Origin of the sequence: Chitinophaga sancti (genome assembly GCF_034087045.1) — a bacterium.
Lineage (GTDB): Bacteria > Bacteroidota > Bacteroidia > Chitinophagales > Chitinophagaceae > Chitinophaga > Chitinophaga sancti_B.
This window is the reverse complement of record NZ_CP139247.1, coordinates 4,081,265-4,104,020: the sequence shown is the minus strand read 5'-3', so window position 1 is coordinate 4,104,020 and position 22,756 is coordinate 4,081,265. Positions and strand designations below refer to the sequence as shown.

The window sequence follows — 22,756 nt, the reverse complement described above, 5'->3', positions numbered from 1 at the left end:
TAGTTATTTTAAAAAATTTCATTTTGCTATTAATCAGCGAAAGAGGTGCGGAAGGTGCGCCGGTAATCGCTGGGGGTGACATTCATATGTCGCAGGAACACTCTTCTCATCGAGACCACACCTCCCAGACCGCATCTGGCGGCGATCTGCTCCATACTATAATCGCTGTCTTCCAGGTATTTTCTGGCAATCTCCACGCGTAGCTTTTCTACGAATTTGGCAGGCGTCATACCTGTTTCGCGGGTAAAGACGCGGGTGAAGTTGCGGAGACTCATGTTCAGGTGGTTCGCCAGTTCTTCCACACCGAGTTCTTTGTCAAGATTTTCCAGCATCCAGGGGCGCAATTTTCCCGCGAGGGAGTTGGCTACGCTATGGAGTTGGAGGAGGTTGGCAAATTGAGACTGGAAGCCGGGTCGTTTCAGGTATAATACCAGTTTGCGGGCAACCTGCAAGGCGACTTCCCGGCCATAGTCTTCTTCGACGAGGGCCATGGAAAGGTCAACGCCGGAGGAGACGCCACCAGAGGTGTAGACATTCCCATCTTTGGTATAGAATGGGTTGGTATCTACATGGATGTTGGGGTATTTTTCCTGGAAGGATCGGCTGTGTTCCCAGTGAGTAGTGGCATTTTTGCCTTCGAGTATGCCGGCTTCGGCGAGGGCATAGGTGCCGACACAGATGGAGCCGATGCGACGGAGGCGTGGATAGTTGTTTTTGATCCAGTTAATAAGCCTGCGGTCTCCTGATTGGAGGAGGGCCAAGGGAAAACCGGCTACGATAAGGGTATCGATGGGTCGGGTAATTTCCGCCAGGGTGACGGGGCAGGTCATGGTGATGCCACTTTTGCTGACAACAGTTTTTTCATCTCCATAGGCAGCAAGCAGGATTTCGTAGCCGGTGCCTTCGGTGCCGAGTCCTTCGTGGAGGATACTGTCGGCAGCGGCGAAGACGTCGCAGGGGGCTGCGACATCGAGCATGTAGGTACCAGGCATAGGTACGATGACTACTAGTTTTTTTGCCATGGAGGTGAATTGTTATATAAAGGTAAGGGGTTTTGATGGTGGCGTGAAGGTCATAAATGATACAATTCCGGCCAAGGAGGGTTTTAATCACCTGAAGAACGAAATGATATTCGCTGAAGGCATGCCTCCGGCAATGACAGGTTGATTTTACTCAGATTTAATACTTCTTACAGGCAACCTCCGGGAATGACAGCCTCATTTACTCAGATTTAATGCTTCTTACTGGCAACCTCCGGGAATGACAGCCTCATTTTACTCAGATTTAATGCTTCTTACTGGCAACCTCCGGGAATGACAGCCTCATTTTACTCAGATTTAATACTTCTTGCAGGCAACCTCCGGGAATGACAGCCTCATTTTACTCAGATTTAATACTTCTTACAGGATTAGTGATCGCAGCTTTCAAAGATTGATAACTAATGGTCAGCATAGCAATCAAAATAATAGACACACCTGCTAAAAAGAACACGCCCACACCAATATTTATGTGATAAGCATAATTATTCAGCCACTGGCTCATCAGCCACCAGGAAAGCGGGAATGCAATGAGGATCGCAATCAATATCAGCCTGATGAAATCTTTTGAAAGCAGCATCACAATATTCGATACAGAAGCACCTAATATCTTCCGGATACCAATCTCTTTGGTCCTGATCTCTGCATTGAATGTAGCCAACCCAAATAAACCAAGACAGGAAATCAAAATAGCCAACCCGGCAAAGTAACGGGATAAAGTCGCTACCCTCCTCTCTCCAACATATTGCGCCTTAAAACTTTCATCCAAAAATTTATATTCGAAGATATACCCCGGGTTAAATTGCTTATACAATTTACTCACTGCAGCTATTCCTTCAGTTAATTTATCTCCCTGTATCTTCACCAATATTGTATTTGCTTTTTGAGGGGCAAAATAAAAAATCATCGGTTGTATGGGATCATGCAATGACGACATATGAAAGTCTTTCACCACACCTATAATAGTAGACTTCTCTCCCCAGAACATGATATCTGTTCCAATCGGGTGCCGTAGTCCCATGGCCTTGATAGCGGCTTCATTGAAGATCACTTTATTATCCTCCCCTCCAAAATTCCGGCTAAAATCACGGCCTTCCTTTACCTGTATCCCCATTGTTTGCAGCAGTTCAAAATCAGCTCCCCGATCTATAAACTTCACGATCTCGTTTTCATTCTTTCCCGGCCATGAAATTCCAAATGTAGAACCACCTTTCTCTGACTCCAACATTCCGCCCTGCATACCACTGGCATTCACTACTCCCGGCAATTGCTTTGCTGCAGCAATAAATGCCTGTCCATTCTGCTGCAAACTACCGTCTATATCGAAATAGATAACATTCTCTTTATTGTACCCGACATTCTGAGTCTGTACATATTGAACCTGTCTATAGATCACGACTACCGCGATAATCAGTACCAATGAAATAGTAAACTGGAAAACCACCAATCCTTTGCGGGCGATCAACTCTCCTATCTGCGATTTCAACCGGCCTTTCAATACACCTACCGGATCAAATCCTGACAAATAAACCGCCGGGTAACTACCTGAGATCAAACCGGCTGCTACGGAAATACCCACGCCAATCAACACCAGCGATGGCGTAAAATGAATGACCAATTGTTTCTCTGTGATCAGGTTAAACTGTGGCAGGAATACTGCCACGATCAATGCTGCTAATAACAATGCCAATAATGCCATACACACTGCTTCGGCCAGAAACTGAAAGATGAGTGAATGGCGGGATGCCCCGATCGCCTTCTTTACACCCACCTCCTTCAATCTCCTGGAAGCCTTGGCGGTACTCAGGTTCATGAAATTGATACAGGCAATGATCAATATAAATATCGCGATGAGACTAAATAATCTTACATATACGATCCTACCACCTGCTACTACCCCATTCTCATAATTCCCATATAAGTACCCACTGGAAAATGGCCTGGTAAATAAGGTGAAGATGTTATCATTTGAATACTTTTTTAAATAATCTTTGATCTTTGCATCGAACCTTTCTATATTTGTCCCCGCTTTCAATGTCACATAAGTACTTGGTCCTGAATTCTCCCACCTTTGCCAATGCGCGCTAGTCCCTTCAAAATCCAGCGACATCACAAAGTCAAACTGAAAGGTGCTATTCGCAGGTATTGCACCCAATACTCCCGTTACCATGGCTGGCGTTTTAATGCCAAACAATTCCCACTCTACCTGTTTTCCCAATGCATTCTCTACTGATCCGAACAATTGCTGCGCCATTTTTTCAGAGATCACCACCGTCTGTTTTTCATTCAACACCTTATCTGCCTGCCCGGCTATCAAAGGGAAAGAAAACATTTTAAAAAACGAAGCGGTGGCCATTAACCCGGAAGTCTTCACCATCTTATCACCACTCCTGACCGGCAAATAAATCCCGTTCTTTTGCAAAGACATCACGCCTACTGCGTCTGTCACCTCCGGCAAATCCCTTTTCATCGCGGCTGGCAAAGGCCCCTGTACCCCCTCAGTTACCTGCACCACTCCATTCTCGGTACTCCGCTCCATCACCTGGTACAACTGCTCATTCTTTGTATGAAATTTATCAAAGTGAAACTCATCATTCACCCATAAATAAATCAGAAAGGTACAGGCTAATCCTGCAGATAACCCGAACAGATTGATCAGAAAAGACCCTTTATGTCTTTTCAGGTTTCTGAATATAATTAACAGGTAATGATGTAACATAAGGTAATTTTGAATGATAGCTACGAATAAGGTGCCCGTTATTATCTGATTGAAAATCAATACCATTAAATATTACCCTGTTCGCTTTCGGAACGCATCCTGTACTGAAAACGGACAGTTTACATATTTTAAAATATGTATATTACTGATAAGACCTTTCTAAAATTATGGCATTTGTTTCGTGCTGCAAGCTTGATTGCTAAAACGCTCATATGTTCAAAGGTATCTTTACTATAGCCTGGCGCAATCTTCGCAAAGACCGCCTATTTTCAAAACTCAACCTGTGGCAGGCTGGTGGTGTTCTAATGGTTACAGACCTTTGCCTATCGTATTCAAGTAGGTACGGATGTGTATTGCATAGCAGGTATAGCGACCTAATTGATTACATTCACGACTATCAGTTATCAAAGTATAAAGGCAGCACTGACCAACCCGGTAAAGAGCCTGCAAACTGAATAAACTATGTTTAAAATGAACCTGCGCCGGCTGATGCACGACCGGCAATCAACACTACTCAATCTTATTGGTCTCTCTACGGGGCTAGCCTGTGCTTTGCTAATATGGTTATGGGTACAAGATGAATTACAAACGGATCGCTTCCATGCAAACGGTGACCGTATCTACCAGGTGATGGTCACACAACAGCAGGGAAACCTGAAGAATACCAGTAGTGGCACTTCAGGGGGATTAGGTCAGGAACTGACACGTACTATTCCCGGTGTAGAGCAATCCGTGACCATGGCACCACAAATATGGTTTGAGCCTTTTAGTCTCAGTGTTGGAAATAATACACTCAGCGCTACTGGAAATTTTGTATCGAAAAATTTCTTCTCTGTTTTCTCTTTTGATTTATTAGAAGGAAATAAAAATACCGTGCTTGCTGATAAGCATTCAGTGGTAATTTCAAAATCACTGGCATTGCGGTTATTCCATTCTACTGAAAATGTAGTTGGTAAAACACTGACCTGGAAACTATTTGATTTTACGCACCCGGCTATCATCTCCGGGGTGTATAATGACATGCCTGCGAATAGCACTATCCGGATGGATTTTGTTTTAAACTTTGGTGCTTGGGTAGACCAGATACCTGTATCTGGTGATCTGGGAAACGGAAAAGGTCCATTCGAAACATATGTTTTATTGAAACAGGGCGCTGATGTACAGGCGGCGATGGGTAAATGGCCGTTTAAAATAGAACTCTCACTCCGCAAATTTACAGACAGATATTTACAGGAAGGCAGCAGAATGGCTTATGTACGTATGTTTTGCCTGATTGGTATTTTCATTATAATCATCGCGTGTATCAATTTCATGAACCTGAGCACGGCCAATGCCGCAGGCAGGATGAAAGAAGTGGGTATCAGGAAAGCCATCGGTGCTTCCAGGGCAAGACTGATCAGGCAGTTTCTCGGAGAGTCTTTGCTGCTTAGTTTTATGGCATTGCTGCTGGCGATTGGTATTGTGATGCTTCTAATGCCTGCTTTTAATGCGATTACCGGGAAACAACTGTCTTTAAAAATCGACTATGTGGTGGTGGCGATTCCCCTGATCACAGGCCTTTTAGCAGGGAGTTATCCTGCATTTTATCTCACTGGTTTTCATCCTGTCGTCACTTTGAAAGGGAAATTTTTACAGACTTCCGGCAATGCATGGGCCAGAAAAGGATTGGTGATCTTTCAGTTTGTAATATCCGTCGTGTTTATCATTGCAGTATTGGTCATCTATCAGCAGATAAAATTTATTCAACACAAAAGCCTTGGTTTTAATAGAGAAAATGTTATTTATTTCCAGGCCGATGGTCCTGCTATGGAGCGTAAAGATGCATTGATAACCGGCATCAGGCAAATACCGGGGGTGGTGAATGCTTCCAGTATGATGCGCAATATCATTATGCCAGCAGGTATCCCTGATTCGCATATAGAGTGGGATGGCAAAAACAAAGATCAACAGATCCGGTTCACTCAGATGCTTGTCAACTACGACCTGCCAGAAACCCTGGGCATGACCCTCCTGAAAGGCCGTTCTTTCAGCAGGGATTTCAGTACTGACAACCAAGGTGTGGTGCTGAATGAAACAGCGGTAAAAGCCATGGACCTCAAGGATCCAATTGGGAAGACGATTTATACGGAGAATGTACCGGTACAGATTATTGGGGTTGTGAAGGACTTCCATTTCAATTCATTGCACGATGCCATTCAACCCTATATTTTCAGACTGTGGCCGGAATATTCCGTCATCACCATGGTGCGTGTACACGATGTACAAACGATTGATCGCATTGCTGCTTATTATAAGCAGTTCAATCCAGGATATACTTTCAATTACAAATTCCTGGATGATGCCGTACAGGCGCAATATAAATCAGAGCAGGTGATTGGTAGTCTTTCCCGCTATTTTGCAGGATTGGCGATATTGATTTCCTGTTTAGGATTATTTGGACTGGTTGCATTTACTGCTGAGAAAAGAAAGAAAGAGATCTATATCAGGAAGGTATTGGGCGCTTCTGTGAAGCAACTGGCGTTATTGCTATCCGGCGATTTTTTACAACTGGTGATGATCGCCATTGTGATTGCGTTTCCACTGGCTGCATGGATGATGGAAAAGTGGTTGCAGGGGTTTGCTTATCGCATTCAACTGCAGCCCGGCATGTTTGTGCTGGCGGCAGTAGCTACTTTGCTTATTACTGTCTGTACGATCAGTTTTCAATCTTTGAAAGCCGCGTTTTCAAATCCCGTGAAGGCATTGAGTGCCGAGTAGTGTATGGTGGGGTGTTGAAATGCAGGAGGGGTGTTTACGTAATCGGGGAAAATAGAATTGAGTTCGATTTTCATAAATGAAAAAATCGCTTTCACCTTTGGTAAAAGCGATTTTTCCCGGGTGCCGTCGAAGAAACATCGAAGAAGCGTCGAAGAAGTGTCGAAGAACGATCGAAGCGCCGTCGAAGAATCTTCGTTAGCGTTGTACCCTATATAATGTATAAGACTGACCTGCCTTTGTTTGCAACGCATACACAAAACCATGATCTGCATCCTTTGATTTTACAGCAGCTAACTGTGCATTTCCACCAGCTTTAATACGTTGCGGTACACGCAGCATACAGGTTCCATCTTTAGTGGCGTGAATTGTAACACTGGTAAGCTGACCACTTTTCCATTTCATATCTACAGTGTAACCACCTTGTGCCAATAAACCACTAATCTCCCCTGTATTCCAGACATCAGGAAGTGCAGGTAATAAGTGGAGCGTACCCGTCTGACTTTGCAGCAGCATTTGCGCGATGCCAGAGGTACCACCAAAGTTACCATCGATCTGGAATGGCGGATGCGCACAGAAGAGATTTGCATAAGTACCACCGGCATTATGCATATCTACACCTCCATCACCCGTGAGGTGTATTAATTCTTTCAGGAGTTTGTGTGCATGGTTACCATCCAGCAGTCTTGCCCACGTATTGATCTTCCATGCCTTACTCCAGCCGGTACCTCCATCGCCACGAATTTCAAGGCTTTTTTTGGCCGCAGCTGCCAGCTCAGGTGTTGTAATGGGAGAGATCTGATTGCCCGGAAAAAGGCCAAATAAATGAGAAATATGACGATGCTGAGGGTCTTCATCCTCCCAGTCCTTGTACCATTCCTGCAAATTGCCTTTTTTACCAATCTGCAATGGGTATAGTTTTGCTAATGCCTGTTTCAAAGAATCTGCAAAAGTGGCATCTTTACCTAAAACATCTGCAGCAGCGATCACATTCGTGAATAGATCATGAATTATGGAAAGGTCCATTGTGGTAGCCATAGATACGGCGCCATGTTCTCCCTTTTCAGTAATAAAGATATTTTCCGGTGAAGTAGCCGGTGCGGTCACCAGACGACCTTGTTTGTCCGGAACCAGCCAGCCCAAACTGAATTGTGCTGCTGCGTGCATTACAGGGTAAGCGGTATCTTTCAGGAAGGTTTTGCTGCCACTAAATTCATAGTGCTGCCAGAGGAACTGACAGAGCCAGTTTCCCCCCATCATCCAGTTGGCCCAGTTAGGATCACCTTTGCCAATATCGCCCACAGGATTGGAGATCGCCCAAATATCTGTATTATGGTGCGCTACCCAGCCATTCAAATGATAGAAGTTCTGTGCAGTACGTCTACCGGTCACGGCGAGTTCCATGAGCAGGTCATACAGCGGTTGCTGCATTTCCATCAGGTTACACTCTTCTGCCGGCCAGTAGTTCATTTCTGTATTGATATTAATGGTGTAGTTGGAGCTCCAGGGGGCACGTAGTTCTTTGTTCCAGATGCCCTGCAGATTGGCAGGAGCCCCTTTGGTGCGGGAACTTGAGATGAGTAGATAGCGACCGTACTGGAAATATAATGTTTCCAGAGAAGGGTCTTCCCCTCCTTCACTATAGCGGCGCAAACGTTCCTCCGTTGGCAGTGCTGCCACGGCTTCACTACCAGCGATTGTAAAGTGTACCCTGTTGAAAAACCTGGTGTAATCCTTTATATGACGGGTACGTAAGTCGCTCAGGGTACGGGCGGCGGCCTTTGCCAATTGTTCGGAAGCGATCTTATCTTCATTCAGACCATCTTTGTCAGGACATTTGTCATAGCCATTGAAACTGGTTGCACCGGAAACGATTACTGTGACATCTGTTGCGTTTTTGACAGTGATGCCGGCTGTATCTGTTTTAATTGTACCATCGACACTGATGGCTCTCAGTCTGACTTCGAAGCGCATACCGTTGCAACTGCCGGGTTGTTCATATATAATAGGTTCTTTATTATAATTGATATAACTGGGATCAACCTGAGAAGGTGCTTTGCCTTTGAGGACCAGGTCTTTGCCGTTTACAACGTTCTGATAATGCAGCTGACTGCTGGCGCTGAGCGTAAAGTTCAGCTGTCCTTTCTTACTGGCTTTCAGATGGTAAACGATTACCTGATCTGCTGCAGAGATGAACATTTCACGGGTATATTGTACGCCGTTGCTGGTAAAGCGGGTGTTCGACTGAGCGTTGTTCAGGTCCAGGTCGCGATAGTAATCCTTTACGGAATTAGCATCGATCTGCTGGCGAAGGTGCAGATCTCCCATGGGGAGGAATGACTGCGAGTAGACGCCCTGCATCTTTCGGAGCAGGCTATCGGCCTGGTGGTAGTTTTCGTTAAAGAGGGCCGCTCTTACCTGCGGGAGGTATTGAGGTGCATCCGGATTGACGTTGTCTTTTACCGGACCACCCGACCAGAGGGTGGCTTCATTGAGTTGAATCAGCTCGTCGCTGACTTTTCCAAATACCATTGCGCCAAGGCGTCCATTGCCGAGAGGTAGGGCCTGGGTCCACTCCCTGGCAGGAGTGTTGTACCAGAGCTTTAATGGATCGGCATGCTGTTGAGACCTGACTGTTCCGGCAGATAAAAGGAGCACGGATAGCAGTCCAATTTTGTTTTGTTTCATAAAGGGTGTAAAATAAAACTATATTGATCTAAAAGCAAGGTAAATGTAATGGAAAGAAACATGTCGCAAACGATTGCACAAAAAAGTTTGCTAAACCTTTGGTAATCATTTTAGCCCTCGTTACATTTGTTGTATAATTAAAAACAGCCACCCAAGGGGAAGTGAACAAGAAGAGAGGATGGTTGTTTCACGATGGAGATAATTACCTTATTACATATAGCAAACGCTGGAAGATTTTATGGACCTGAGTACCATAACGTGGAATTTTAGCACAAAGGTCGAATTCTTTCGACCTTTCTCTTTTTATATAGGTGATGGAATGGCCTGCAGCAGCAAGGAAGAGTGCTTTTCTCCGGCTGACGCCAGAAAGGCGGGATTGATAGTGACAAAGCTTGTTGCCTGTTCTGTTGCACAAAAACCTCCTGACAGAAATTAAATTGTATTCCCGACATTTAATTATATTACACCCACGTTTATGAAAATTTCTTAGTGTGACCATCCACAAATCGTTTTTATTCATCCTGCTACTATTACCATTTACGTTACTTTGGGCACAAACACCACAGTCCCAATACCAATTCACCCGTATCGACATCACCCAGGGCCTCTCCGCCAACCAGGTCAATTGCATCTATAAAGACAGCCAGGGCTTCATGTGGTTCGGCACCATGTCCGGCCTCAACAGATACGATGGTTACAACTTCCAGATCTTCAGACAAGATATCAGAGATACCACCACCATCGCCGACAACTTCATCACCAGCATCATGGAAGGCCCCGAAGGCCTTCTCTGGATATCTCATAGAAACGGACAAAACGTATTCAATCCGCAAATGGGAAACTTTCAGCGCGATCCGCGCCCGGCCCTCAGCAGATTTGGCGTACCTGTAGACAGCATCAATAATATTCTCAAAGACCTCGATGGCAACTTCTGGTTCGTCACACCCAAAGATGGCCTCTACCGCTACTCTCCTTCCAACAAAAAAACACTCCATCTCCTCCCGGGCACTCAAATATCGGATATGGCACAAGCTCCATCCGGCTTTTGCTGGATTATCCATACCAATGGCCTGCTGGAAAAAATGGATCCACATACCCAACAAATCGTTTCCAGAAATCAACTCCCTACCTCCACTACCAGTCCTTACCAGCTCATGGCAGACAAAGACGGCGACTGCTGGCTGTTCAGCAACAACGATGTACAGGGTATTTACTGCTTTAACCAACGCTCAAAAACATTCACCCACTACGATCAGAATAATGGTCTGAATAACAATATCGTTCGCGGTGTTGTACAGGACAACCAGGGATTAATATGGGTCGGCACCGACCATGGTGGCCTCAACATTATCGATAAAAAACAACAAACCTTCCACTACCTCACGAACAATAGTGAAGATCCTAAAAGCCTTAGTCAAAATAGTATTACCACCCTCTATAAGGATAACGCCGGTATCATCTGGATTGGTACCTACAAAAAAGGCCTCTGTTATTACCATGAAAACATGGTAAAATTCCCCCTCTACCAGCACCAGGCCTTTTCATTAAACAGTCTCCCCTACGACGACGTAAACCGCTTCGCAGAAGACGCCAACGGCAATATCTGGATCGGTACCAACGGCGGTGGCCTCATCTACTTTGACAGAAATAGAAACACCTATAAACAATACCTCCATAATCCATCCAATCCTAATTCACCCAGTGGCAACGTGATCGTCAGTCTCTGGATCGATCACCAGCAAAAACTATGGATAGGCTCTTACTTTGGTGGTCTGGATTGCTTTGACGGAAAACGTTTCATTCACTACCGTCATGATGCCAATGATACCAGCAGTCTGAGCGATAACAGCATCTGGGAAATATTTGAAGACAATCAGCAAAGACTCTGGATCGGGACTTTAGGTGGAGGATTAAACCAGCTCGCAAACAACAAATTTATTCACTATAACAATAAATTACACTCACCCTACATCTCCGCATTTCTCCAGGATAAAAAAGGAAACCTCTGGATAGGCACCGCTGAAGGCGTAGATGTGATGGATCAAAAGGGACATTTCACCCACTATGATGCCGATCCTAAACAACCCGGCAGCCTCAGTCATAAAAACGTTCTCTGCCTGTTTGAAGACAGTCAGGGGCAAATATGGATCGGTACAAGAGAAGGATTAAACCTTTTCAACCCCGACACTAAGCAATTTAAAATTTTCAGAAGAGAAGATGGTCTTCCCGACAATACTGTATTAAACATTTTAGAAGATAATAACCACACGCTCTGGATGAGCACCGCCAATGGTTTATCCAATATGCGCGCGCAACAACAGTTTAAAAATTACGATCAGTCAGACGGATTACAAGGTAGAGAATTCAACGAAAACGCAGCGCTCAAAACACGCAATGGAGAACTCCTTTTTGGTGGTGGCAACGGCTTCAATTTATTTTATCCACACAATATTGCTGTCAACTCAAACATTCCACCAGTCGTGCTTACAGACTTCCAGGTCTTTAACAAAAGTATGGCTCCCGGAGAGTCGCTGAATGGCAGAACAATCTTATCTGAAACCATCAATCAAACAAAACATATCACTCTAAAATATAAGGAAAACGAATTTTCTGTCAGCTTCGCTGCATTGAATTTCTTTCATCCTGAAAAGAACCAGTATTCCTATATGCTGGAAGGCTTTAACCACGAATGGCTCACCAGTGATGCAGGCGCACGCACGGCCACTTACACGAACCTCGATCCCGGTGAATATATCTTCAAAGTAAAAGCCTCTAACAACGATGGTATATGGACACCACAACCCCTGGAATTACGCATCACCATCTTACCACCATTCTGGCGAACACCGCTGGCATTCATCATTTATGCCCTGCTCATCATAGGCGCTTTAATCATCGGCAGGCGTGTTATTCTTGAAAGAGAAAGATTCCGTGCACGCATCGCACAGGAAAGACAGGAAGCAAGGCGCATGCATGAATTAGATTCGCTGAAGATCCGTTTCTTCACGAATATCAGTCATGAATTCCGCACGCCGCTAAGCTTAATCATTACGCCTTTAGAAAGACTACTGAAAAAAGATATCGAAGGCAATGTACAGCAACAACTCGTGCTTGTACAGCGCAATGCACGCCGCTTACTCAACTTAGTCAATCAACTCCTCGACTTCCGTAAAATGGAAGTACAGGAAATCAAATTATACGCTACAGAAGGTGATATCATTGCGTTCATCAAAGAACTCACCACCTCTTTCTCGGACCTGTCCGAAAAGAAACAAATTCATCTCGACTTCCAGAGCAATGTGCCAGCACTTACCATGCTCTATGACCCTGACAAGATTGAAAAGATCCTGTTCAATTTACTCAGCAATGCATTTAAATTCACCCCTGACCAGGGCAATATTTCCATTGACTTACAACTGCAACAAAACAGCTTGCTGGCCATCATAGTAAAAGATACCGGTATTGGTATCCCTCCCGATCAACAAGACCGTATTTTCGAACGCTTTTTCCAACATGACATACCCGGTTCACTCGTAAACCAGGGCAGTGGCATTGGCTTAAGCATCACCAAAGAATTTGTAAAACTCCATGGTGGCAGTATCAGTGTAGACAGCGCTCCCGGCATGGGTAGTGCCTTCACGGTCTTGCTGCCGGTGAATGGTATTCAGACAGCTACCAAAGGGGCTGCGCAACACACCTCTATTATGGAGCCGCAAATACCTGACGCCACACCTACCTATACAGGCAAAAAGCCCGTTATTCTCCTGATCGAAGACAGCGAAGATTTTCGTTTTTATCTCAAAGATAATCTTGGTCAGTACTTTCACATTATCGATGCGCCCAACGGCCTGGCTGGCTGGAATATTTTACAAAATACCCTGCCTTCGATCGTGGTCAGCGATGTAAGTATGCCCGAAATGGATGGTTTGGAGCTCTGCCGTAAGATCCGGCAACAGCCCCGTACGGCACACCTGCCTGTTATTCTGCTCACAGCCCGTGCAGCGGAGGAAGACCAGTTGGAAGCCCTTGACAATGGCGCGTCTGAGTACATTACCAAGCCATTCAACTTCGAAATGCTGTTGTCACGCATAAGGAATATCATTCACCAGCAACAATCCCTCAAAAAGACCTTCCAACAGCACATAGAAGCGCATCCGGAGGAGATTGCCATCTCCTCACAGGACGAACAGTTTATTCAGCAGGCATTACATATAGTAGAGAAGAATATTTCCAACCCGGACTTCTCTGTAGAAGAGCTGAGCCGTGAACTTTTCATGAGCAGGGTCTCTGTTTACAAAAAAATACTCACCTTAACAGGTAAGCCCCCGATTGAATTTATCAGATCCATAAGACTCAAGCGGGCAGCCCAATTGCTCGAAAAAAGCCAGTTAACCATCGCCGAAATAGCCTATGAAGTCGGCTTTAACAACCCCAAATATTTTTCCCGCTATTTTAAGCTCGAGTATGGTGTTTTGCCCTCTGCCTACAAGGGGCGCAACGATTAAGATAACCACTGTCAGGCATACCCCAACTCCAATCAGGCACCGGAATGATGTCCATCATTTCCCGCCAACCTACTTATCACCACCTTGCACTCAGAACGGAACGATATCCGTCTAACGCTTTAAATCCAATTTACCATGTATCACTCAGCAATCATCAGAAAAGGAATCGCCACATTACTGTTCGTTCAACTTATCATAGCGGCAGCATTTGCACAGAATAAAACACTGGTAGTAAGCGGCATTAGTCTCAAAGTAAACGGTACATCTACCCTTCACGACTGGGAAATGAAAGCTACTTCCGGAACCTGTACAGCTGACCTTACCTTCAGCCCTGCCGGCCAGCTGACCGGTATTACTGCACTCAGCTACACTGTTGGTGCAGAAACGCTGAAAAGTGAACACAGTGGCATGGATAGCAATGCATATAAAGCATTAAAAACTAAAAAGAATCCAAACATCACTTTCAAAATTACCACTTCAACTGTAGCTGCAGATGGTTCCATCAAAGCACAAGGTCAACTGACCATCGCTGGTGTAACCAAAGCAGTAGAACTGACTGCGAAAAGCACAGTAGCAGCCGGTGGTAAATCAGTCGTTATCAAAGGAAGCAAAGTTATCAATATGACTGACTTCCAGGTGGATCCTCCATCCTTCATGATGGGTGCCATGAAAACCGGTAACGCTGTAACTATCAGCTACGAGTTTACACTTCACCAATAAGTTACACTTCATCAAATATAAAACCACTAACCACTACATATAATTTTAAATCGATTGCCATGAAAACAAAAATGCGTCTGCAACATATAGTGTTGTTTTGCGTCGGCTTCTTCCCAATTACCTTAATAGCGCAGGACCGGAACATTCCAAACTGGAGACCATACGATAAAACTGGTATCAACGTTTTTGAAGGAGCAAAGGATACTTCCACCTACTTCAACGGTATCAAACCTAGAATCGGTGCTGGTTTTACCATGCAGTTCCAAAATCTGAAACACGAAAATCCAACTGCACTAAACAATACAGTAGGTTCTTATTCCAGCTCTACAGGATCTGTAGCTGGTAACAAACTGAAAGATATCACCGCAGGGTTCCAGACAGCACAGGCTAACCTGTACTTCGATGTACCGCTGGCTCCTGGTATCACCATGAACTTAACTTTATACCTGTCTTCCAAACACCACAATGAAACATGGGTAAAAGGTGGATATATCCAGATCGACAGACTTCCTTTCAGAAACGAAGTGCTTGATGGCATCATGAAATATGCAACCATCAAAGTGGGTCACATGGAAGTAGACTATGGTGATGCTCACTACCGTAGAAGCGATGGTGGCCAGACCCTCTATAATCCGTTCATGGAAAGTAATATCATGGATGCTTTTGCTACTGAAATTGGTGCTGAAGTTTACCTGAAACACAATGGTCTGTTCGGTATGGTGGGTGTAACCAACGGTATGATCAAAGGTAACGTAGACTCCCTGTACAACAAAAACAATGCTGATGGCAAACTGCACAAGTCTCCATCCCTGTTAGCTAAAGTAGGCTTTGACAAGAAACTGGCTGAGAAATTCCGTTTGCGTGCAAGCCTGAGCTACTATGGCAACCAGAGTAGCGGTAGCAACACACTGTATGGTGGCGACCGTTCCGGTTCTAACTACCAATACGTGATGGAAGAAGCTTCTTCTAACCCAAGCAACTCTAGCGGTGCAGGTACTCCACTCGCATTCTCTGGTCGTTTCAATCCTGGTTTTACCAAGAAGATCAACGCAGGTATGTTCAACGTATTTGCAAAATATAGCGGCCTCGAAGTATTTGGTACTTACGAAAAAGCAAGTGGTCGTTCTGCTTCCGAAGCAAAAACAAGAGATGCAAGCCAATATGCAGTTGATGCAGTTTACCGTTTCTTCCCTAAAGAAAATGTTTTCCTGGGTGTAAGATATAACGAAGTGACTGCACGCCCTGCAAACAGCACAGCTGGTACCGGTGCAGGTGCAATCACCTACACCCAGGATGTGAAAATAAATCGTGTTGCTGTAGCTGCCGGCTGGTTCATAACAAACAATATTCTGATGAAAGGTGAATATGTGGTACAGAAATACAAAGACTTCCCTACAGCAGATTATCGCTCTGGTGGTAAGTTCAATGGATACGTGATTGAAGCAGTGGTTGGGTTCTAATCTTTCAATGTCTGATAGTGTATCAATTTGAAAAAGGCCCTCCCCAAAAAGGAGGGCCTTTTTTACTTCTTTCCTCCTTGTAACAATGCGCACACTTACCTTCATACTGACAATTTTCTGCCTGCTGGCTTTTAAAACGCCAGTGCCCCGTGGAGTAAAATGGGTGGTACTCAACAACATCCTCGTTCGGGTAAGCGGCAGTACTAACGTGAACAAATTCAGTTGCGAAATCAAAAACTACCCAAACCGGGATACCCTCGTTTGCTACCAGAACAACGGTTCCGAAGTAGTACGCCTAAGTGGTAAACTCGAAATGGCCGTATTTGACTTCGACTGCCTGGACAAGATGATGACCCATGACCTGCGGGAAACCCTCAAAGCCAGTCAACACCCTGCCCTCCGAATTGCCCTCTTATCCCTTCAGAAATACCCTGCTCTCAATGGCAACTCAGAACAATTGTGCGGAAATGTTGCGATCGAACTGGCCGGGGTGACCAAAGAAATGCACCTCTACCTGACCACTAATACCGACGATCAGAAAATGATCCATATGACCGGTTCCAAAAATATCCACTTCTCCGACTTCGGCCTGGTACCCCCCCGGAAGTTTGGCGGCATGATCCGTGCCAAAGACGACCTGGTGGTGACCTTCCAATTCAATTTTAAAGTAATTGATTGATAATCAATACAAGGTTATCAAAACAGCCCCCTTAAATTTTCTTGTTAGTTAACATTTTGACCCCTAATTGAAAACATTCGCCTACCCTGAGTCTGGTAGCAGTAGGCTACATTTGTCCGCACTCGAACTTCGACCAACAAAGAGTAAAGACAAATTCCACAGATATGAAGAAAATCCGATTCCTACCGATTGTGATTGTTTCCTGTTGCTTTCAATTTTGTCACACCGACCGTGTAGAAAAATTGAAAGATGGCTTACTGATCAAAACAGAAGGCGATGTAAAACAGGTAAGATTACAAGTGATCAATGACAAAATTATCAGGGTCTCCGCCTCTCCTGAAGACAAAATTTCTACTACCCCCAGCCTGATATCGGTAGTAGGTAATAACCAGGATGTAAAATGGACATCTACAGAAGAAGGCAATGTAGCTACATTGAAAACCAATGCCTTAATAGCTACTGTAGACATTACCACCGGTGAAGTTCAATTTAAAGACGCCCAGGGTAACACCATCATAAACGAAGGAGGGAAAGCTTTTACGCCTGTAACTATAGACGGTAAAAAGCTTTTCCGACTTCAGCAACTCTTTGATTCTCCGGCTGATGAAGCTTTTTATGGACTGGGCCAGCCACAGACTGGTCTTATGAACTATAAAAACCAGGATGTAGACCTTACGCAATATAATAGCCAGGTAGCTGTACCCTTTGTTTTGTCCAGCCGCCATTATGGTATCCTGTGGGATAATTATTCCATTACCCGCTTTGGAGACGACCGCCCATATGAAGAGTTGGCCACACTTGATCTGACCGATAAAAACGGCCAAAAAGGGGCTTTAACGGCGACTTATGGCATGCGCTATCAAAAAGACAGCGTATTCCTGCAACGGGGAGAGTCAAAAATTGACTACTCCTTTATCCCGTCCCTCAAAACTATCCCTGCCGGTTACCCAATGGCAAAAGGCATCGTAACCTGGGAAGGAAAGGTAAGCCCCAAAGAAGCGGGCGATCAGAAATTTTACATTTCGGCTTCCGGTTACATCAGAATATGGATCGATGGAGTATTGATGCTAGACAAATGGCGGGAGGGCTGGAATCCTGGTCCTTCCGTCTTTAAAAAGACCATGCAAACAGGCGAACAGCATGACCTGAAGGTAGAATGGATCCCCGAATCAGATCAGGCCTTTATCTCCCTGAAACATCTCTCTCCCACCCCGGAACGCCTGAAAGATAAAATGGCCTTTACCTCCGAAGCCGGTGAAAAGATCGACTACTATTTTATATATGGTGAGCATCCTGATGAGATCATCAATGGCTACCGCACCATCACAGGCAAAGCCGCCATCCTGCCCAGATGGGCCATGGGTTTCTGGCAAAGCCGTGAAAGATACAAGACGCAAAAAGATGTGATCAGCACCGTTCAGGAATTCAGAAAAAGACAAATACCGCTGGATAATATCGTAATGGACTGGTCTTACTGGGAAGAAAATGCCTGGGGAAGCCAGGACTTCGATACTGCCCGGTTCCCGGATGCGAAGGGAATGATCGACTCCCTCCATGACCTGTATCATACCCACTTCATGATTTCAGTTTGGCCTAAGTTCTACAAGGATATCCCGAACTACAAACTGATGAATGACAAGGGTTACCTGTACACCAGAAGTATCAAAGACACCATCCGCGACTGGATCGGCAAAGGCTATGTATCTACTTTCTACGATGCTTTCAATCCGGATGCAAGAAAAGAATTCTGGTCTATCATAAATACACACTTATTCAGCAAAGGTATAGACGCCTGGTGGCTGGATGCGACCGAACCGGATATCTATTCCAACTCAACTATCGAATACCGCAAACAACTGATGAACCCTACTGCTTTAGGGCCATCCACACAATACTTTAATCCTTTCGCGCTCATGAATGCAAAAGGCATTTATGAAGGTCAGAGAGAACAGAAACCTGATCAGCGTGTGTTTATCCTTACCCGCTCCGCGTTTGCCGGATTACAACGTTATAGTGCTGCAACATGGAGTGGCGACATCGCAGCACGCTTCGATGAACTGGCCAGGCAAATTCCGGCTGGTCTGAACTTCTGTATGTCTGGTTTACCTTACTGGACTACGGATATTGGGGGCTTCTATGTAGAAGATAAATATGACAAGCCTGATCCACAGGGGGATAATTTACAGGAATGGCGGGAACTGAACACACGCTGGTATCAATACGGGGCCTTTTGTCCATTGTTCCGTGCTCACGGACAGTATCCATACAGGGAAGTGTACAATATCGCACCTGAGAACAGCCAGGAATATCAATCAATCGTTTATTACGACCGGCTTCGTTACAGGTTAATGCCTTACATCTACTCCCTGGCCGGACAGACTTATCATAACGGCTATACACTGATGCGTGGGCTGATTATGGATTTCGATCAGGATACTGCCGTTCGGCATATAGGAGACCAGTTTATGTTCGGCCCTGCCTTCCTGGTTAACCCGGTGTATGCTTACAAAGCGCGCTCCCGTGAGCTCTACCTGCCAGCAGGACAGGGTTGGTACAACCTGTATGATGGTAAATATACCGAAGGCGGTCAGCACATCACAGCTGCTGCACCACTGAATCGTATTCCACTGTATGTAAAAGCAGGCAGCATTGTACCCTTTGGTCCGGAGCTGCAATACACCGGCCAGCAACCTGCTGATACCATTACCTTATATGTCTATGGCGGTAGCAATGGCACATTCAACCTCTATGAGGATGAAGGGTTGAACTATAACTATGAAAAAGGTATGTTCAGCACTATCACATTTACCTATAACAATGCCAGCAATACGCTCCGGATCGGCAAGCGCACAGGTGAATTTCCCGGCATGCTGCAACAGCGTAGTTTCCGTATTGTAAAGATAGATCCAACACATCCAACAGCATTTGACCTGGCTGCCAACAAAGGCCAGCTGGTACAGTATAATGGCAATGAACAAATGATCCGTATAAAACTTTAAAACCAAAACCACAGTAACATTTAATACGTTGTGAACAACACAAAATTCGTCGACCATCAATTCTTACATCATCCAGAAACAAACATTCTAACATTATGAAAACTGCTTACAAAATCCACGATTTTGTGGCTGCATCCTGGGGGATCAGGGGCATACTGCTTATAGCAATGCTGCTGACCGGTACTATGACATTTGCACAGACCAACTCTCACCAGCTCGAAGGAAGAGTATCCACAGCTGGTAAAGATGAACCACTCACAGGCGCCAGTGTGCGCATAAAAGGCACGAACAATGGTGCCATTTCTGACATCAACGGCCGCTTTCACCTGCAGGTGAAAGATGGAGATTCCCTGGAAATTACCCTCATGGGTTTCAATAAACAGGTGATCACCGTAAAAGGACAAACAACCATCAACATCCAGTTAACCGAAGGCACAAAGACAATAGACGAAGTAGTAGTGATCGGTTATGGTACGGAGAAGAAAAAACTCGTAACCGGCGCCATCGACCATGTGAATACCAAACAACTGGAAGAAAACCACTCCCTGCGTGTAGACCAGGCTTTACAGGGTCAGACTGCCGGTGTGCAAATCGCTACTGTATCTGCCCAACCCGGCGAATCTATGAAAGTACGCATACGCGGTACAGGAACTGTAGGTACTGCCGATCCTATTTACATTGTAGATGGTGTGCAGGTAACGGACCTTTCTTACCTGAACCCTTCTGACATCGCCAGTGTTGACGTACTGAAAGATGCCGCTTCTTCCGCTATCTACGGTTCACGTGGTGCAAACGGGGTGGTACTGATCACAACTGTCAAAGGTAAAAACTCACCTACTAAACTGGCTTACGATGCTTATTATGGTGTGCAGAACCCTTCTCACAAAATGGCGTTGCTGAATGCACACGACTATGGTGTGATCATGAATGAAACTGCGATCAACTCCGGCAACAATGCGTACTTCACCACCGAAGAACTGAATGCACTGGGTAAAGGCACCGACTGGCAGGAAGCGATGTACAACAAGAAGGCACCGATGATGAACCATAGTATCTCTATGTCTGGTGGCAATGACCATTCTGTATACGCAGCCTCACTGTCTTATACCAAACAGAATGGTATCATTGGCTTTAAAGGACAATCCCAATATGAGCGTATCAACTTCCGCGTCAACTCCGAACATAAGGCTTACAAGGACCTGATCGTATTTGGTGAAAACCTCACTTATTCCCGCTCTGCAAAAAAAGGTGTGGGTGTGAGCGGTATTTATGACAATACGATGCATGGCGTACTGAATGTAAGTCCGCTCTTCGATGTGTATGACTCTACCGGGGCTTTCGGTAAGTCTACCTGGAACGTGGGTGAAGCTAACCCCGTAGCTGCCATGTACTATAAATACCAGAACAAGAATACCTACGACAACTTCATTGGTAATACTTACCTGCAGGCCACACCGATCAAGGGACTGAATATCCGTTCTGACTTCGGTATTAACCTGCAGTACGAAAATACCAACAGCTATAAACCCACTTATGAGCTGTCTACCACTGAATATAATGTTCACTCACAGGCCAACCAGGGTATGTCTCGCACTGCCATCTGGAACTGGGATAACACCATCAACTATGTACGCCAGTTTGGCAAGCACAACATCAATGCGCTGGTGGGTTTAAACTCCATGGAAAATACCACCTTTTATATCAATGGTTACAAACAGGACCTGACTAAAACAGGTCTGGACAATGCAATTATCAACAATGGTACGACAGACAGTACACAAAAAGTATATGGTTCCAGAGGTTCTTCTGCACTGCTTTCCTATTTTGGCCGTATTGGCTATAACTATGCGGAAAAGTATATGTTCACTGCCGTATTCCGTATAGATGGATCTACTGCATTTGGTGCAAACAACCGGTATGGTCGTTTCCCTTCCTTCTCTGCGGGCTGGGTACCTACCAATGAACCATGGCTGAAAAAATACTGGCTGGACTTCCTGAAGATCCGCGCCGGCTGGGGCCAAAACGGTAATCTGCCATCTGCTCAGTACCAATACCTGTCTACCCTCTCCACCCAATACCTGGGTTACTACTTCGGTAGTGGTGATGTAGCTTACGTAGGTGCGGCACCAATTAAAACTGCCAATCCTGATCTGAAATGGGAAACTTCCGAACAGGCCAACTTTGGTATCGATGCGGTGCTCTTCAGAGATTTCACGCTGACTATCGACCTGTATAATAAGCTGACAAAAGACTGGCTGGTAAGTGTGAACACGCCTGCTATATCCGGTGCCACCACTGCCCTCGTAAATGGTGGTGATGTGCGTAACAGAGGTATTGAAGTGGCAATGGGATGGGATCACAAATTCAATGAGCTCTCTGTAGGACTGAATGGTAACCTGACCGTGAACCGTAACAAGGTGACGGACATTCCTAACAAGGAAAAGATCATCAATGGTTCTACCGGCATCACCTATGCCAGTATGCCAGAGTTCTACCGTGCACAGAAAGGGTTCCCAATGGGTTACTTCTATGGCTACAAAACAGATGGTATCTTCCAGAATACAAACGAAGTCGCTGCTTACAAAGGTAAAGATGGTTCTCCTATCCAGCCGAATGCACAACCCGGCGATGTACGCTTCAAAGACCTGAATGGTGATGGCGTAATTGATGCGAACGATGAAACCATGATCGGCAATCCATTTCCTAAGTTTACTTATGGTTTCAATGTGAACCTGGGTTACAAGGGTTTTGATCTTACTGTTGCGATCTATGGCACACAGGGCAGCAATATCTGGGATGGTACACACGACTTCTCCAGCCCGCTCAATAACTATTCTACAGAGATCCTGGGTCGCTGGACAGGCGAAGGTACTTCTAACAAAATACCTCGTGTTACAGATGGTGCTGAGCTGAACCAGAACTGGATCCGCTCTTCTGACCTGTATATTAAAAACGGTTCTTTCCTGCGCATAAAGAGTGTGAACCTTGGTTTTGACTTCAAGAAGGTATTCCCGCAAATGCCTGTTCAACAATTAAGATTATACGTTTCCGGTACCAACCTGTTTACGTTCACAAAGTATAAAGGCATAGACCCTGAAATTGGTTATGGTCCTTCTTCCTGGGCTTCCGGCATTGACGTAGGTACCTATCCACAGCCTAAGACACTGTTACTGGGCCTGAACGTAAAATTCTAAA

The 22,756-nt window shown here is 45.2% G+C and carries 10 protein-coding genes; 7 read left to right on the top strand and 3 right to left on the bottom strand.

Annotated elements, in window-relative coordinates:
* Positions 1–29: 29 nt before the first annotated feature.
* Positions 30–1,022 carry a GlxA family transcriptional regulator gene (locus tag SIO70_RS16825; protein ID WP_320582017.1) on the bottom strand — a complete coding sequence of 331 codons (993 nt, stop codon included), beginning with the start codon at positions 1,020–1,022 and terminating at the stop codon, positions 30–32.
* A 358-nt stretch (positions 1,023–1,380) separates the two neighbouring features.
* Positions 1,381–3,756 (bottom strand): ABC transporter permease, encoded by a 2,376-nt coding sequence (locus SIO70_RS16820; RefSeq protein ID WP_320582016.1) that lies wholly within the window; start codon positions 3,754–3,756, stop codon positions 1,381–1,383.
* Between the two features lie 462 nt (positions 3,757–4,218).
* On the opposite strand from SIO70_RS16820, the gene SIO70_RS16815 reads away from it, so the two are divergent.
* Positions 4,219–6,513: an ABC transporter permease gene (locus tag SIO70_RS16815; protein ID WP_320582015.1), complete on the top strand. Its 2,295-nt coding sequence runs from the start codon at positions 4,219–4,221 to the stop codon at positions 6,511–6,513.
* A gap of 195 nt (positions 6,514–6,708) precedes the next feature.
* Here the strand turns inward: SIO70_RS16815 and SIO70_RS16810 are convergent, their stop codons facing one another.
* Positions 6,709–9,198 (bottom strand): glycoside hydrolase family 95 protein, encoded by a 2,490-nt coding sequence (locus tag SIO70_RS16810; protein ID WP_320582014.1) that lies wholly within the window; start codon positions 9,196–9,198, stop codon positions 6,709–6,711.
* A gap of 491 nt (positions 9,199–9,689) precedes the next feature.
* Between SIO70_RS16810 and SIO70_RS16805 the strand changes: the two genes are divergently transcribed.
* The 6 genes from SIO70_RS16805 to SIO70_RS16780 all read left to right on the top strand — a co-directional run bounded on the left by SIO70_RS16805 (position 9,690) and on the right by SIO70_RS16780 (position 22,755).
* Positions 9,690–13,703: a two-component regulator propeller domain-containing protein gene (locus SIO70_RS16805; protein WP_320582013.1), complete on the top strand. Its 4,014-nt coding sequence runs from the start codon at positions 9,690–9,692 to the stop codon at positions 13,701–13,703.
* A 135-nt stretch (positions 13,704–13,838) separates the two neighbouring features.
* On the top strand, positions 13,839–14,423 hold the full coding sequence (locus SIO70_RS16800) for a YceI family protein (protein WP_320582012.1): 585 nt from the start codon (positions 13,839–13,841) through the stop codon (positions 14,421–14,423).
* A 59-nt stretch (positions 14,424–14,482) separates the two neighbouring features.
* Positions 14,483–15,883 (top strand): hypothetical protein, encoded by a 1,401-nt coding sequence (locus SIO70_RS16795; RefSeq protein ID WP_320582011.1) that lies wholly within the window; start codon positions 14,483–14,485, stop codon positions 15,881–15,883.
* 85 nt (positions 15,884–15,968) lie between these two features.
* The gene (locus SIO70_RS16790) at positions 15,969–16,562 is read left to right on the top strand and encodes a hypothetical protein (RefSeq protein WP_320582010.1); all 594 of its coding nucleotides are present in this window, start codon (positions 15,969–15,971) and stop codon (positions 16,560–16,562) included.
* 164 nt (positions 16,563–16,726) lie between these two features.
* Positions 16,727–19,561 carry a TIM-barrel domain-containing protein gene (locus tag SIO70_RS16785; protein ID WP_320582009.1) on the top strand — a complete coding sequence of 945 codons (2,835 nt, stop codon included), beginning with the start codon at positions 16,727–16,729 and terminating at the stop codon, positions 19,559–19,561.
* A gap of 95 nt (positions 19,562–19,656) precedes the next feature.
* A complete protein-coding gene (locus SIO70_RS16780) occupies positions 19,657–22,755 on the top strand; it encodes a TonB-dependent receptor (RefSeq protein WP_320582008.1) in 3,099 nt (1,032 codons plus the stop codon).
* Position 22,756 lies beyond the last annotated feature (1 nt).